This window comes from Bradyrhizobium sp. 956_D2_N1_4, from assembly GCF_052076025.1.
In the GTDB taxonomy this organism is placed as follows: domain Bacteria; phylum Pseudomonadota; class Alphaproteobacteria; order Rhizobiales; family Xanthobacteraceae; genus Bradyrhizobium; species Bradyrhizobium barranii.
This window is the reverse complement of sequence record NZ_CP197237.1, coordinates 8,899,636-8,913,248: the sequence shown is the minus strand read 5'-3', so window position 1 is coordinate 8,913,248 and position 13,613 is coordinate 8,899,636. Positions and strand designations below refer to the sequence as shown.

The 13,613-nt window shown below is 66.6% G+C and carries 14 protein-coding genes; 7 read left to right on the top strand and 7 right to left on the bottom strand.

All coding sequences use genetic code 11. The annotated features are described in order from the left end of the window. The first annotated feature begins 143 nt into the window (after positions 1 to 143). Genes AB7535_RS42255 through AB7535_RS42245 form a run of 3 tightly spaced genes read left to right on the top strand, consistent with a single transcriptional unit; the run spans position 144 to position 3,055 of the window. Positions 144 to 992 (top strand): chorismate mutase, encoded by an 849-nt coding sequence (locus AB7535_RS42255; protein WP_085401942.1) that lies wholly within the window; start codon positions 144 to 146, stop codon positions 990 to 992. Positions 993 to 1,028: 36 nt separating this feature from the next. Then, positions 1,029 to 2,123 (top strand): pyridoxal phosphate-dependent aminotransferase, encoded by a 1,095-nt coding sequence (locus AB7535_RS42250; RefSeq protein ID WP_354114289.1) that lies wholly within the window; start codon positions 1,029 to 1,031, stop codon positions 2,121 to 2,123. After that, complete coding sequence (locus AB7535_RS42245) at positions 2,120 to 3,055, top strand: prephenate/arogenate dehydrogenase family protein (protein ID WP_354114290.1); 936 nt, start codon at positions 2,120 to 2,122, stop codon at positions 3,053 to 3,055. The genes AB7535_RS42250 and AB7535_RS42245 overlap by 4 nt, the downstream gene beginning before the upstream one ends. A gap of 188 nt (positions 3,056 to 3,243) precedes the next feature. Here the strand turns inward: AB7535_RS42245 and AB7535_RS42240 are convergent, their stop codons facing one another. Further along, complete coding sequence (locus AB7535_RS42240) at positions 3,244 to 4,428, bottom strand: DUF2125 domain-containing protein (RefSeq protein ID WP_085401941.1); 1,185 nt, start codon at positions 4,426 to 4,428, stop codon at positions 3,244 to 3,246. A gap of 110 nt (positions 4,429 to 4,538) precedes the next feature. Between AB7535_RS42240 and AB7535_RS42235 the strand changes: the two genes are divergently transcribed. Further along, positions 4,539 to 5,150: a gamma-glutamylcyclotransferase gene (locus tag AB7535_RS42235; RefSeq protein ID WP_354114291.1), complete on the top strand. Its 612-nt coding sequence runs from the start codon at positions 4,539 to 4,541 to the stop codon at positions 5,148 to 5,150. Here the strand turns inward: AB7535_RS42235 and AB7535_RS42230 are convergent. The 4 genes from AB7535_RS42230 to ftsE form a co-directional block, all read right to left on the bottom strand. Then, entirely contained in the window at positions 5,147 to 5,920 is a 774-nt protein-coding gene (locus AB7535_RS42230) for a lysophospholipid acyltransferase family protein (protein ID WP_085401940.1), read from the bottom strand. The two genes, AB7535_RS42235 and AB7535_RS42230, sit on opposite strands and share 4 nt — an antisense overlap. Positions 5,921 to 5,931: 11 nt before the next feature. Next, complete coding sequence (locus tag AB7535_RS42225; RefSeq protein ID WP_166103800.1) at positions 5,932 to 6,636, bottom strand: YdcF family protein; 705 nt, start codon at positions 6,634 to 6,636, stop codon at positions 5,932 to 5,934. A gap of 72 nt (positions 6,637 to 6,708) precedes the next feature. Next, positions 6,709 to 7,677, bottom strand: coding sequence for a cell division protein FtsX (locus tag AB7535_RS42220; protein ID WP_063985782.1), 969 nt, complete (start codon positions 7,675 to 7,677; stop codon positions 6,709 to 6,711). After that, entirely contained in the window at positions 7,670 to 8,329 is a 660-nt protein-coding gene (gene ftsE, locus AB7535_RS42215; protein ID WP_014491659.1) for a cell division ATP-binding protein FtsE, read from the bottom strand. Before ftsE ends, AB7535_RS42220 begins: the two co-directional genes overlap by 8 nt. A gap of 181 nt (positions 8,330 to 8,510) precedes the next feature. Between ftsE and AB7535_RS42210 the strand changes: the two genes are divergently transcribed. Together AB7535_RS42210 and AB7535_RS42205 are read left to right on the top strand one after the other, a co-directional pair. Next, a complete protein-coding gene (locus tag AB7535_RS42210) occupies positions 8,511 to 9,389 on the top strand; it encodes an MJ0042-type zinc finger domain-containing protein (protein WP_071909344.1) in 879 nt (292 codons plus the stop codon). A 47-nt stretch (positions 9,390 to 9,436) separates the two neighbouring features. Next, entirely contained in the window at positions 9,437 to 9,811 is a 375-nt protein-coding gene (locus AB7535_RS42205) for a response regulator (protein ID WP_028147294.1), read from the top strand. A 135-nt stretch (positions 9,812 to 9,946) separates the two neighbouring features. Here the strand turns inward: AB7535_RS42205 and AB7535_RS42200 are convergent, their stop codons facing one another. Together AB7535_RS42200 and AB7535_RS42195 are read right to left on the bottom strand one after the other, a co-directional pair. Continuing rightward, positions 9,947 to 10,852 (bottom strand): DUF4175 family protein, encoded by a 906-nt coding sequence (locus AB7535_RS42200; protein WP_354114292.1) that lies wholly within the window; start codon positions 10,850 to 10,852, stop codon positions 9,947 to 9,949. A 3-nt stretch (positions 10,853 to 10,855) separates the two neighbouring features. Then, a complete protein-coding gene (locus AB7535_RS42195; protein ID WP_354114293.1) occupies positions 10,856 to 12,973 on the bottom strand; it encodes a TIGR02302 family protein in 2,118 nt (705 codons plus the stop codon). 178 nt (positions 12,974 to 13,151) lie between these two features. Here AB7535_RS42195 and AB7535_RS42190 point away from each other — a divergent pair, with 178 nt between their 5' ends. Then, positions 13,152 to 13,535: a carboxymuconolactone decarboxylase family protein gene (locus AB7535_RS42190; protein ID WP_354114294.1), complete on the top strand. Its 384-nt coding sequence runs from the start codon at positions 13,152 to 13,154 to the stop codon at positions 13,533 to 13,535. The last annotated feature ends 78 nt before the right edge of the window (positions 13,536 to 13,613 follow it).

The window sequence follows — 13,613 nt, the reverse complement described above, 5'->3', positions numbered from 1 at the left end:
AAAAGGCCCGGTTTCCCTTTGCATTTCTCTTTGCTTTCGCCGCGCCGACTGCCTAATCAGGACGTCGATCGTAGCGGATCCGGCCTTGCCGATTGACCTTGGCCGACCCGCATTGGAACGCCTCTCACCAGCATCTCGCAGATATGTCCCACCGTCCGCCCGCGCCACCATCGCTCCAGGAATTGCGCAAGGAGATCGACGCGATCGACGAGGGCATGCATCGTCTCCTGATGCAGCGCGGCGACATTATCGACCGCCTGATCCAGGTGAAGCAGACCCAGGAGGTCGGCTCGGCGTTCCGCCCGGCGCGCGAGGCCGCCATGATGCGTGACATCGTCCAGCGTCATCGCGGCATCCTGCCGCTCGACACGGTCGAGAGCATCTGGCGCGTCATCATCTCGACGTTCACTTACGTCCAAGCGCCGTTCTCCGTGCATGCCGACATCTCGGTGAGCGAGCCGGCGATGCGCGATTCCGTGCGCTTCCATTTCGGCTTCACGGTGCCTTACGTCGCGCATTTCAGCGCGCAGGCCGCGGTCGAAGCGGTGGCGAAGTCCAAGGGCGATCTGGCGCTGGTCTCGGCGACCTCGAGCCGCACGCCATGGTGGCTGGAGCTGGAAGCGGACGGCGCGCCGAAGATCATCGCGCGGATGCCCTTCGTCGAGCGCGCCGACCATCCGGCCGCACTGCCGGTGTTCGCGATCTCGCGCGTCGCCGACAGCGCCGTGGTGACGGAGGTCGAGACCTTCAGCGTGCGCGTGTCCGGGTGGAACGCCGAGGTCGCGCGGGCGCTGTCGCCGCTCGCCGAGATCGTGGCGGTGCCCGATACCGCCTTCGACGGCGCGGCGCTGCTGGTCTCGGTCACAAGCGCCACCAGCATCGACAAGATCAAGGCTGCCCTGATCGAAGCGGGGGCCTCGGTGCGCTCCACGGCCCTCGTCGGCAGCCACGCAACGCGCTATACGGTGCCCTCGACCGGGTCGAAATCGTAGATCGCGAACCGCCTAAAGCTACTTCCGGAGTTGAAGATGTCACGCCCCGTGCCGAATCCCGGCATTCTAGATATTGCGCCCTACACGCCCGGCAAGAGCCCGGTGGCTGAGCCGGGCCGCAAGGTGTTCAAGCTCTCGGCCAACGAGACGCCGTTCGGGCCCTCGCCCAAGGCGATCGAGGCGTTCAGGAACGTGGCGGCGCATCTGGAAGACTATCCGGAAGGAACCTCGCGCGTGCTGCGCGAAGCGATCGGCCGTTCTTTCGGGCTCGACCCCAACCGCATCATCTGCGGCGCCGGCTCGGACGAGATCCTCAATCTGCTCGCCCACACCTATCTCAGCCACGGCGACGAGGCGATCTCGACCACGCACGGCTTCCTGGTCTACCCGATCGCGACCATGGCGGTCGGCGCCAAGAACGTGGTCGCGCAGGAGACCAATCTCACCTGCGACGTCGATGCCATCCTCAAGGCGGTGACGCCGAAGACAAAGCTGGTCTGGCTCGCCAATCCCAACAATCCGACCGGCACCTATGTGCCGTTCGACGAGGTCAAGCGGCTGCGCGCCGGCCTGCCGTCGCACGTGCTGCTGGTGCTCGATGCCGCCTATTCCGATTACGTCTCGCGCAACGACTACGAGATGGGGATCGAGCTCGTCGCCACCACCGAGAACACCGTGGTGACGCACACCTTCTCCAAGATCCACGGTCTCGCCGCGCTGCGCGTCGGCTGGATGTTCGGTCCGGAGCACGTCATCGACGCGGTCAACCGCATCCGCGGTCCCTTCAACGTGTCGACGCCGGCGATGTATGCCGCGGTCGCCGCGATCGAGGACACTGCGCACCAGGCGATGTCGAAGCAGTTCACCGAGACCTGGCGCAACTGGCTCTCCGAGGAGATCGGCAAGCTCGGACTGAAGGTGACGCCGGGCGTCGCCAATTTCGTGCTGATCCACTTCCCGGAAACGGGCAAGACCGCGGACGAGGCCGACGCGTATCTCACCAAGCGCGGGCTGGTGTTGCGCGCGCTAAAGAACTACCGCCTGCCGCATTCGCTGCGCATGACCATCGGCACCGAGGAGGCCAACCGCCTCGTCGTCGAGGGCCTGCGCGACTTCATGGCCGGCAAATGAGCACCACGCCGCACTTCCAGCGCGTTGCGCTGATCGGCTTCGGCCTGATCGGCGGCTCGATCGCGCGCGCTGCGAAGCTCCAGGGCTTGGCCTCCGAGATCGTCACCACCGCGCGCTCGGAGAAGACACGCGCGCGGGTGCTGGAGCTCGGCATCGTCGACCATGTCGTGGCGACCAATGCGGAAGCGGTGAAGGATGCCGACCTCGTCATCCTCTGCATTCCCGTCGGGGCCTGCGGGCCGGTGGCGCAGGAGATCGCTGCGCATCTGAAGCCGGGCGCGATCGTCTCCGACGTCGGCTCGGTCAAGGGCGCGATCGTCAGGGACATGGCGCCGCATCTGCCCAAGACCATTCATTTCGTGCCGGCGCATCCCGTCGCGGGCACCGAGCATTCGGGCCCCGATTCTGGTTTCGCCGAGCTCTTCATCAACCGCTGGTGCATCCTGACGCCGCCGGAAGGCGTCGATGCGGCGGCCACCGATCGGCTGCGCGCCTTCTGGGCGGCGATGGGCGCCAAGGTCGAGATCATGACGCCGGATCATCATGATCTCGTGCTCGCGATCACCAGCCATCTGCCGCATCTGATCGCCTACACCATCGTCGGCACCGCCGACGAGCTGGCGCAGGTGACGGAGTCCGAGGTGATCAAGTTCTCCGCCGGCGGCTTCCGCGACTTCACCCGCATCGCGGCGTCCGATCCGACGATGTGGCGCGACGTCTTCCTCGCCAACAAGGAAGCCGTGCTGGAAATGCTCGGCACCTTCACCGAGGATCTCGCCAAGCTTACCCGCGCGATCCGCCGCGGCGACGGCGAGGCGCTGTTCGACCACTTCACGCGCACGCGCGCCATCCGCCGCGGCATCGTCGAGATCGGCCAGGATTCGGCGGCGCCGGATTTCGGCCGGCCGCATGCGGCGTTGAAGAAGCCGTAGTCCTTCGCGCGACGACTGTGCTGCCAGATCCTCATCCTGAGGAGCGCGGAACGCGCGTCTCGAAGGATGAAGGCCCGGCTGGTGGCCTCGCCCTTCGAGACGCCGCGCGAAGAGCGCGGCTCCTCAGGGTGAGGGTTAGACATTCTCGCGCGCGGCTCCATCAATCCGTGAGCGGACGCGTCGCCAAATCAATACAGCGGCGGGATCTGGCCGACCTTGACCGGGCCGAGCAGCACGGCGCCGTCGACGAACTTCAGCGGGAAGCTGCGGGCCTTCTTGCCTTCGAGCGTGCTCTCGGTGCCGATCGAATTGATGCCGGCCGCAACGCCGGCATTGGCGTTCTGCTTGATGACCTTGCCGAGGCCGGGAACGGCGCGGTCGAGTGCGCCGAACAGATTGTTGAGGTCCTGCGACTTCACGCCGGGCGCAACGCGGTCGAGGGTTGCCTGCGGCACCCCCTCCTCCAGCATCTTCTCGATGCCGAGCGCCGGGATTACGCGCTCGAGGCCGGTCACGGTCATCTGCAGCTCACCGTCGAGTCGGCCATTGGCCGAGAGCCCGAGCGTGCCAGCGGCAACCGCGATCATCTCGCCCTGCTGGACGCGCGACTGGACGATCTCGATGTGACCGCCGGCGGCCTGGATCTCGCGGAAGCGTTGCGGCCACGGCTTTGGCGTGAGGTCGGAGAGGCCCGTGATCTTCGCGCGCGTGTCCGCCTCGAACGGCTCGGCGAGCAAGGGATGAACACCCTGGATGCTGCCCTGCGCGACGTGCAGCACGGTCTCGATCACAGGATGATCCGACCGCGACCCGTCTGCGAGGCGACCGTGCAGCTCGACCTGCTTGGCGCGCGCGAGCGGCACTTGCACGCTGCCGTCGAGACGATTGATGACGGGATCGTCGAACACGATGGAGGCGCGATCCGGCACCGCCGGCAGGCCGAACACGCTGCTGCGGCCCTTGCTCCAATTCACCACGAAGGTGTTTTGCGTGACGCCGTCGGTGAGTGTCGCCGGCGCGGAGAATTCGGCGATGACGCGCTTGGGATCGTAGACCTGGGCGACGACCAGGATGTTGTCGAGCTTCGCCGTGAACGGCGTCTTGCTGGCGTTCTGCGACACCAGGGCGACGCTGGCGCCGGAGCACTGGACCTCGAAGCGGAACGGGAAGCCGGCGATCGAGCGCTTGGCGCAATCATAGATGCGGCCGGACTTGGCCTCCTGCGCCCGCCAGGCGTCGGCGGCGATTTCGGCCTGCGAGGCCGCATAGAACCAGAAACAGCTCCACGCGACGGCGAGGATCAGGAGGATAATGGGGGCGATGAAAAGGCCCCAACGGGGGCGGCGGCCTGTGGCAACGGTCATATCTGACATGCGGCGACCCTTTGACCCCAGATTTTGTCAAATGTAAGCGGGGTTCGGCCGTGCCGAAAGGCCGAGAATTCGCTTCGCTTGGGGGCGTCGTTCTGGTAGCCGTGCCCGAAATGTCGGAAATCACCCTCCCCTCCGTCACCACAGCCAAGGGCGACCTCTGGGTGTTCGGCTATGGCTCGCTGATGTGGCGGCCGGGCTTCGAATTCAGGGAACGCGTCCCGGCGCGGCTGGTCGGCGAGCACCGCGCGCTCTGCGTCTATTCCTTCGTGCATCGCGGCACGCCGGAGCAGCCTGGCCTGGTGCTCGGGCTCGACCGCGGCGGCGCCTGCCGCGGCATTGCTTTTCGCGTCGCCGAGAAGGACCGCGCCGACGTCGTCGCCTATCTGCGGGCGCGCGAGCAGGTCACCTCCGTCTATCGCGAGGTGATGCGCTCGGTGTGGCTTGAGAACGATGCGCGACAGCGCGTCTCCGCGCTCGCCTATGTCGTCGATCGCGGCCACGTCCAGTATGCCGGCCGGCTGTCGCTCGCCGACCAGCATCGCCATGTCGTCCAGGGTCATGGCCAGTCCGGCGCCAACCGCGACTACGTGACGGCAACGGTGAAGGCGATCGAGGCCGAAGGTTTTTGCGACACGCAATTGCATCAGCTCGCGACCATGCTGCACGGTGATGCGCATTCGCTGCACGCGCCGGCTCCCGCAGAAGATCGAGAGAACCGCTAGCTCTGCGACGGCGCGTAGCTCGGCGACGAGCCGATCAACTGCTCCTGCTCTTTCCGGCCCGCTTCGACGAGGCGGCCGGTCGCGTCTTCGATGGCGGTTTGCACGCGCGAGAGAAACTCGTCTTTCGGCAGGCCTGATGGCAGCGGATCGAGGAACTCGACCACCAGCGTGCCGGGATAGCGCATGAAGGTGCGGCGCGGCCAGAACAGGCCGGAATTGAGCGCGATCGGCAGGCACCGCACGCCGCAGGACGAATAGATCTGCGCAAAGCCGGTCTTGTAATCGGGCGCGGCGCCGGGCGCCCGGCGTGTGCCTTCAGGAAAGATCACGAGCTGCCCGCCTGCGCGCACCGCGTCGCGCGCCCGCCGCGTCATGTCCAGCAGCGCCTTCACGCCGGCCTTGCGGTCGATCGCGATCATTCCGGTCTTGACCAGGAACTGGCCGAAGACCGGGATCTGCATGAGCTGACGCTTGAGGATGAAGATCGGACGGTTGAAGAAGCCCGGCAGCACGAACGTCTCCCAGAACGACTGATGCTTCGCCGCGATCACCAGTGGCCCTGCCGGAATCTTCTCCAGCCCACGGAATTCGACCTTGATGTTGCAGATCACGCGCATCAGGAACAGCGTCGCCTTCGCCCACCATTGCGCGATCGTCAGCATGGCGCGCGGCGGCAATGCGAAGGTCGGCAGCGCCACGATCGCGAGGCATACGAGCACGGCGTAGAACAGCACGTTGAACAGGAGCGAGCGCAGGAAAATCAAAAACATCGATGGTCCGATCAATTGGCCTGTGCCGTGGCGGGCCGCTTCGGCGCCACGCCAGCAGGCTGCTCCGACATCTCGGGGGAAAGGTCAATCCCGAAATCCTCCAGCCGCACCCTCAGCTCGGCGGCGATGTACTTGACGTATTCGGACAAGAGCAGCCGCAAGGTGGAGGCCGAGGTCCACCACGGCTCCTCACGCCATTTTTCGCCGACCACCGCGAACGGGATCAGCGTGGTCTCGGGCATCGCATGCGAGAACTCCACCAGCGCGCGCGGCATGTGATAGTTCGAGGTGACGACGATCAGCGATCTGAAGCCGCGCCCCTCGGCCCAGCGCCGCGCTTCCGCCGCGTTGCCGCGGGTCGAGACCGCAGTGCGGTCGAGATCGACACAGCAATGCATGAAGGACTGGTTCTCCGGCAGCGTCCGGGAAATGTCGCTCGCCGTCGAGGTCGGGTGCACGCCGGAGATCAGGAGCCGCTTGCCGTAGCCGGCCGCCAGGAGCTCCATCGCATCCGACACCCGCGAGGAGCCGCCGGTCAGGACTACGATGCCGTCCGCCTTGCGGTCCGGCGCGATCTCAGCGCCGCGCAATTGCGCCAGGAAGGCGATGAAGCCCGCCGCCGCGCCGACGAAGACGAACGCGATCGTCGATACCAATGCCGCGCGCAGCCAGCCGCGCGGCAATTTCGGCGATCGATCGTCGGTCGGCGCGGTCATATGATGTCGGTGATCCCTTCCCCGGATGATTTTAGGACGTTTTGAGGCGAAGTGGAGTCCGGTTTATCGAGCTCAATCGACGTCATTCAGCGTCGCGAACAGGGTCTGGCGCGAGGCTACCGCGGTGATGGCGCCGATCAGCACCGCCTGCACCGCGAGCACGATGTAGCCCGACGGCCGCAGCGAGAAGGTGCCGAGCAGGGCTGCGAACTGGTCGCCGACGGGGGTCCCGGAAAACCAGCCGGCGATCGACTCGGAGAAGCCGAACACCAGCATGGCGGCGCCGCCGCCGATCACGCCGCCCTCCAGGCCCAGCCTGAGGAAGTGACGTAGGAAGCGGTTGGCGATGTAACGGTCGCCGGCACCGACGAAATGCAGGACCTCGACGATCGGTTGGTTCGCCGCCATGGCGCCGCGGGTCGCGAACGAGACCGAGATGATGGTCGCGATGATGACGAGGGCGAGGATGCCGATGCCGGCGAGCACGGTGGCGTTGGTCATCGAGCGCATCCGCTCGATCCAGGCGCGGTGATCGTCGACGCTGGCGCTCGGGGCGGCCTGGGTCACACGCGCGCGCAAGGCGCCGAGATCGAGCGGCGTGCCGGGCTGCACGCGCGCGATGATCATCCGCGGCACCGGCAAATCGTCCATCGACAGGCCGGTGCCGAGCCAGGGCTCGAGCAGCTTGCCGCTCTCGTCCTTGGTGAACGGCTTGACCTCGATGATGCCGGCCTGCGCGCGGATGGCCTCCGTCACTGCCGCGGTGTCGCGATCGAGATCGCGGCCGGTCTGCGGGCGGACCTGGATGGTGATTTCGCTTGCAACGTCCGACTGCCATTCCGCGGCGGAGGCACTGACGAGCAGCACCGTGCCCGTGGTCATCGAGGCGAGGAAGGTCATGATGGCGACGACGGCAACCAGCGCGCGGCCGTGGATCGAGGCGCGCGGCACGATCGGCGACATGTTGCGCGCCTTGGGCGGAAGCTGCGGACGCTCCTGTCCGAGATCGACCAGAACGCCGCGGTCGTCGGGCCTACTCATAGACGTGCAGCCGCCCCTGGTGCAGCACGAAGCGTCGCGCCTCGTACTGGTCCATGAGGCCGATGTCGTGGGTGGCGATGATGACGGCGGTGCCCGATTTGTTGAGCTCGATGAACAGCCGCAGCAGCCGGCGGCCAAGCGTCGGATCGACGCTGCCGGTCGGCTCGTCGGCGAGCAGGAGCTGCGGCCGCGAGATCACGGCGCGCGCGATCGCCGCGCGCTGCTTCTCGCCGCCGGACAGGATCGGCGGCAGCGCGTCCATGCGGTCACCAAGGCCGACCCAGCGCAACAGGTCGATCACCTCCTTGCGGTAGCTCGACTCGCTGCGGCCCATGACGCGGAATGGCAAGGCGACGTTCTCATAGGTCGTCATGTGGTCGAGCAGGCGGAAGTCCTGGAGCACGATGCCGATGCGCTTGCGCAGATCCGCGATCTCGTCCTTGCCGAGCTGCGAGATGTCGTGGCCGAACAGGTTGACGAGGCCGCGCGTCGGCCGGTGCGACAGGAACAACAGACGCAGCAGCGAGGTCTTGCCGGCGCCGGACGGGCCGGTGAGAAACTGGAAGGAATGCGCCGGAATCTCGAAACTGAGGTCGCGCAGAATCTCCGGCCCCAGTCCGTAACGCAATCCGACATTTTCGAACCGAACCAAGCTCAGCTCCGTTCGAGAGGGGGCGCGGGCCGCGCTGCTGCGCTCCGCCACACGCGATCAACGGGTTTTGCGACCGTTATGGTTTCCGGTTCGTTAACGGTCGCTCTGTAGCATCTGGGATGCCCGGCTCTCCGCGACCGGAGCATCGTCAAGACCAGTCCGTGCATCAAGGCTCGTGTCCATGCATATCGTCTGCCCCCATTGTACGACATCCTACGCCATCAAGCCCGCGAGCCTGGGGGCGAACGGACGAACGGTCCGCTGCTCCCGCTGCAAGGAGACCTGGGTCGCCTATGCCGAGGATGCCATCGAGGGGGCGTCCGTCCCGGCCATGGCGGCGGCCAGCCAGGCCGACGACCAGTCCGACCTCGCCGAGCAGTGGAACTCGTACGCCAGGGACGACGGCGCCGCCGACACGCCTGTCGTCGACAGCCCCTCGATCGCCAGCGACTGGCCGGCCGAGGACGCCCAGGAGACCGAGGACGAATGGTCAGCGGCGGCCCGCGCCGCCGAGGATGACGTCGCCGGCGCGCAGCACCAGTCCTGGTTCCGCGGCCTCTTCAGCCGCCGCGGGGCGCGGGTGAGGCGCCAAGCCCCCACCGAGGCTCCGCGAAAATCCCATTTCGGCCTGCCGACCGCCTGCGCCGCCATGGGCGCGCTGGTGCTGGCGCTGGTCATCTGGCGCGGCGACATGGTCCGACTGCTGCCGCAGACGGCGGCGTTCTACAAGATGGTCGGACTCGAAGTTAATTTGCGCGGGCTGGCGTTCAAGGACGTCAAGCTCTCCAGCGAGACCGTGGACGGTAAGCAGGTGCTGGTGATCGAGGGCGTGATCGTGGGTCAAAGCAAGAAGCCGCTCGATATCCCGCGGCTGCGCTTTGCGGTGCGCGACGCGCAGGGAGCGGAAATCTACGCCTGGAACACCGTGCTGGAGCAGACCGTGCTGCAGCCAGGTGAGCGCGCCTTCTTCCGGTCGCGCCTGGCCTCGCCGCCGCCGGAGGGCCGCAATATCGACGTCCGCTTCTTCAACCGGCGCGACATTGCCGGCGGCAGCGTATAATCGATTTTGCAGATCCCGTACCGGAGGTTGGTCTCAAGGTTGGTCTCATGCCGAAAATCCTGATCGCCGACGACGAGGACTCGATGCGCCAGCTGGTGGCGCGCGCTATCGCCATGGACGGCCACGAGACCGTCACCGCGCAGGACGGCGCCGAGGCGCTGGAAATCCTGACCCGCGAGAACGGCGCGTTCGATCTCCTGCTCACCGACATCCAGATGCCGGTGATGGACGGCATCGCGCTGGCGCTCTCCGCCGCGCGCGATTTCCCCGACCTGACCATTTTGCTGATGACCGGCTTTGCCGACCAGCGCGAGCGCGCCTCGAATTTGAATGCGCTGGTGCATGACGTCGTGACCAAGCCGTTCTCGGTGGCCGACATCCGTACGGCGGTCGCCGACGCGCTGGCAGCGAAGAAGGCGTAGCGGCGCGGCGTATTCCGCTGTCATGCCCCGGCCTCGACCGGGGCATCCAGTACGCCGCGGCCTCTCGGCTCAATCACAACCGTCTCTGGAATACTGGATCGCCCGCCTGCGCGGGCGATGACACCGAGTGTGACGTCAAAAATCCTTCAGCAGACGCTCGAGGTAATCGAGCTCGATCTGCGGACGCGCGGGATCGCTCAGCCGGCGGCGGAGCTCTTCGAGGATACGGCGCGCGCGCTGGGCATCGATCTCACCGGGAATCTTGACCGTGTAGTCGTCGCTATATTCCTTGCCGCGCAGCGGCCGGCCCAACGGGTCGGTCCGTTCGCCGCCGCTCTGCTGGCGGCCCACGGCCTGACCGGGGCCGTCACCATCGCCCGGATCCTGGCCTTCGCCGTTCTGCTGCCCGCCGAGCGCGTCGGCGAGATCCTGCATGCCCTTGCGCAGCGCGTCGATTGCCTTGCCCTGCGATGCCGTCGCACCGTCGGCATCGCCCTCGCCGATCTGATTGCCGGCGTCTCCCATGGCGTTCTCGGCGGCGTCGAAGCCGTCATCGCCATCCTGGTCGCCGTCCTGACCCTGACCTTGGCCCTGCTGACCTTGTTGGCCCTGCTGCCCCGGCTGCTTCTGCCCGCGCTGGCCTTTCTGGCCATCCTGCTGGAGCCCCATCTCGGCGAGCTTCTTCTTGAGGGCCTCCAGCCGCTTCTTCAGTTGCTCCTGCCGGCCCTGCGTATCCTGCGACCCTTCGCGCGACGCCGAGGGATCGTTCGGATCGGGATAGAGATATTTCTCCATGTCCCGGATCGCCCGGGACTGCTGGCCGATGCTCTCGTCCGAATTCTTGTCCTTCAGGTTGTCGGCCGATTGCTTCATCGACCGCTCGGCGCTGTCGAGCAGTGCATCCAGACTCTTTTGGTCGGCGCGCGACGACTGGGCGAGGCCAATCGAAGCCGTGGAACAGGACAGCATCAGCACGAGACAAGCCGTGGCGAGGCTTCCGCGCGCGACCTTGCCGTTCTGCCAGATTGAGGTGTGTTTCATGAGCTATCTCGCTCCCTGGGATTCACGCCAGGTCCTGAGCTCTTCGCGCAAGGCGTCCTGCTGCCTTGCCAGGTCCTCCAGCTGATCGCTGGTCGCGCCGCGCGTCTTCTGCCGCAGCTCTCTCGATTTGCGCAGGATCTCCGCGACCTTGGGCGGCAGAGGCTTGGTACGTTGGCCGCGTTTGGAATCCTTGCTCTGCCGGTCGGTTTCGTCGCGAAGCGCATTCTGCTCCCGAAGCAGATCGTTCAGCTCGCGCGCAATCTCGTCCATCTCTTTCTGCTCGGCGCTGGGCGGCCCCGGAGGATTTTCCAGCGCGCGGGCCAGGCGGTCCAGCTCGCGCGCCGCCGCTTCGCGATTGCCGCGCTGGATCAGCCGCTCGATGCGCTTCATCTGGTCGTCGAGGCCGATGGCCGGCCGCGCCAGCGGATTGCTGCGCATCTGCTGCGCGTACTGGCGCATGTAATTGTCGAGCGCGGTCCGCAGATTGTCCATGAGCTTCTTGAGCTCTTCGTCGCTGGCGCCGCGCTGAAGCGCCTGCTTGAGCGCGTCCTGCGCCGCGCGCAACGCCTTGGCGACGTCGCTGATGTTGCCGTCCTCGATCGTCACCGCAAGCGCCCACAGGCTCGCCACGACCTCACGCAGGGAATCATCGGTGCGCGCCGCCTCGAGCTGGCGTGCGACGCTATGCAGACCGAGATATTGCCCGGCTTCCGGCGTGAACATCTCGGGCGCGATCATCAGCGCGTCGAGCGCGGCGTAGACGTCGGAATTCTTGTTGGCGTCGAGCGCCAGGATGCGGCGCTGCTCGATCAGCGCGCGGGCGAGCGGCTTGGTGAACAGGCGGCCCGGCAAGCGCATGTTGAAGGGCTCGCTCTTCGCCTCGTTGCCGGCCTCGTCCTTGGCGGTGAGCGTCAGCGTCACGTCAGCACCGGAATAAGGATCCTCGCTGAGGTCCTTCACGGTCTGGCCGACGCCGTTGCGGGTCCGCGCATTGGGCAGGGTCAGCGCGAATTGCGGCGGCTGGAACAGCGGCCGCGCGGCCTTGCCGTCCGCGTCCTTGGTTCCGTCCTTGTCTTCGGTTGCGCGCGGAACGAATTGCGCGGCGGCGCCCGTGACGCCGTAATCGTCCTCGATCTTGTAGGAGAGCTGCAACGCGCCGTAGGCCTGACGCTCGGGATCCTTGGCGAGCGCGATCGTGGGCGCGCGGTCCGGCGTCGCCGCGAAGGCCCATTGCGGCTGGCCGGAAGGTGCGCGGACATGCGCAGTGCCGTCGCCGGTGATGGTAAAATGCTTCTCGTTGGTGCCCTTCGGCGCGGCCTCGGTGGGCGCGACCTCCTTGAGGCCGCCGGAGGTGACGACATCGAGGCTGCTACCGGAGGAGCGCACGATCAGGGTCGAGCCGGCCGGAACTGCGAGCGGGCCGCTGGCAGGCAGCGCTGCGGCCTCCTTGTTGGCGGCCGACAGGATGACCGGCGGCTTGCCGGTGTAGAGCGGCGGGGTGATCCAGGCATCGACGCGGACGTTGGTCGGCGCCAGCACGCCGTTCCAGTCGAACGCGGCACCTAACCGCATCGCGCGCTCGTCGCCGGCGGCGAAGAAGGTCGCGACCAGCATCACCATGACCAGCGCGCGCAGCGCCCAGGGATCGTGCAGGGCGAGGCGCGGATGCGGCAAGCCGGCACGGATGCGCTTGAGCGAAGCCAGCGTGCGCTCGCGCTGCGCCTGCCACAGCGCCAGCGCGACCGGGTCTTTCGAGCTCAGCGTGTCCGTCAGCGTCGTCGCCGGGCGGTGACGGATACCGGAGCCACGGTCGAGCCGGCTCAGAGCCTCGTCACGGCCCGGCCAGCGGAAACGAATCAGCGGGACCAGAGCGGCGATTGCGATGCCGGCAAAAGCCACGAGACCGATGGCACGGATGACGGACGGCAGCACCAGCCAGAGGCCGGCCCACGACACCACCAGGAACAGGCCGACGACAGTCAGCACCCGCGCCAGATGTGGCCAGGCACGTTCCCACGCGATGGCATAAATAGCCCGATCGAGGGCCTGCGCCAGCTTCAGCCGCGACAGAGCGTCGCCATCGCGGATCGGGTCTGACGGGTCGGGGGTGACGCCGTTCAATCAACTCTCCAGGTTGCCCGGGAGAGAAGCGTAGCACAACGGCAGCACTGAGGCATCCGTTCCCGTACGGGAGAGACCCCTTTTCCCGCATAACACGAGGACGTGACTGGCCGGGCGCAACCCCGTAATTTCCACGCGCCATTCCCAAGGGAAACGCAAGGGAAATAGAGGGAACGCCATGGACAAGAAGATGCACGACAAGGGCCTGGAAGTCCGCAAAGCGGTGCTGGGCGAGGCCTATGTCAACAATGCCCTGAAGAACGTCGACGATTTCAACCGTCCGTTTCAGGAGATGCTCAACGAATATTGCTGGGGCACCGTGTGGGGCCGCGAGGAGCTGACGCGCAAGACCCGCAGCATGCTCAACATCGCCATGATCGCGATCCTCAACCGCCAGCACGAGTTTCGCGCGCATCTCAAGGGCGCGCTGACCAACGGCGTCTCCCGCGACGAGATCCGCGAGATCCTGATGCAGGTCGCGATCTATGGCGGCATGCCGGCCGCAGTCGACAGCTTTCGCATCGCGCGCGAGGTGTTCGCGGAGATCGACGGCAAGGCGTGAGGAAAGGCTTGAGGCCAACCTCTCTCCGACGTCGTCCCGGGGCGCGCGAAGCGCGAGCCCGGGACCCATAACCACAGG

Excerpts from the sequence above, each read along its gene's own strand:
- AB7535_RS42245 (WP_354114290.1), top strand. The coding sequence starts at position 2,120 with ATGAGCACCACGCCGCACTTCCAGCGCGTTGCGCTGATCGGCTTCGGC.
- AB7535_RS42200 (WP_354114292.1), bottom strand. The coding sequence starts at position 10,852 with ATGAAACACACCTCAATCTGGCAGAACGGCAAGGTCGCGCGCGGAAGC.
- AB7535_RS42255 (WP_085401942.1), top strand. The coding sequence starts at position 144 with ATGTCCCACCGTCCGCCCGCGCCACCATCGCTCCAGGAATTGCGCAAG.
- AB7535_RS42240 (WP_085401941.1), bottom strand. The coding sequence starts at position 4,428 with ATGTCAGATATGACCGTTGCCACAGGCCGCCGCCCCCGTTGGGGCCTT.
- AB7535_RS42230 (WP_085401940.1), bottom strand. The coding sequence starts at position 5,920 with ATGTTTTTGATTTTCCTGCGCTCGCTCCTGTTCAACGTGCTGTTCTAC.
- AB7535_RS42235 (WP_354114291.1), top strand. The coding sequence starts at position 4,539 with ATGTCGGAAATCACCCTCCCCTCCGTCACCACAGCCAAGGGCGACCTC.
- AB7535_RS42220 (WP_063985782.1), bottom strand. The coding sequence starts at position 7,677 with ATGAGTAGGCCCGACGACCGCGGCGTTCTGGTCGATCTCGGACAGGAG.
- AB7535_RS42190 (WP_354114294.1), top strand. The coding sequence starts at position 13,152 with ATGGACAAGAAGATGCACGACAAGGGCCTGGAAGTCCGCAAAGCGGTG.
- AB7535_RS42210 (WP_071909344.1), top strand. The coding sequence starts at position 8,511 with ATGCATATCGTCTGCCCCCATTGTACGACATCCTACGCCATCAAGCCC.
- AB7535_RS42250 (WP_354114289.1), top strand. The coding sequence starts at position 1,029 with ATGTCACGCCCCGTGCCGAATCCCGGCATTCTAGATATTGCGCCCTAC.
- AB7535_RS42205 (WP_028147294.1), top strand. The coding sequence starts at position 9,437 with ATGCCGAAAATCCTGATCGCCGACGACGAGGACTCGATGCGCCAGCTG.
- AB7535_RS42225 (WP_166103800.1), bottom strand. The coding sequence starts at position 6,636 with ATGACCGCGCCGACCGACGATCGATCGCCGAAATTGCCGCGCGGCTGG.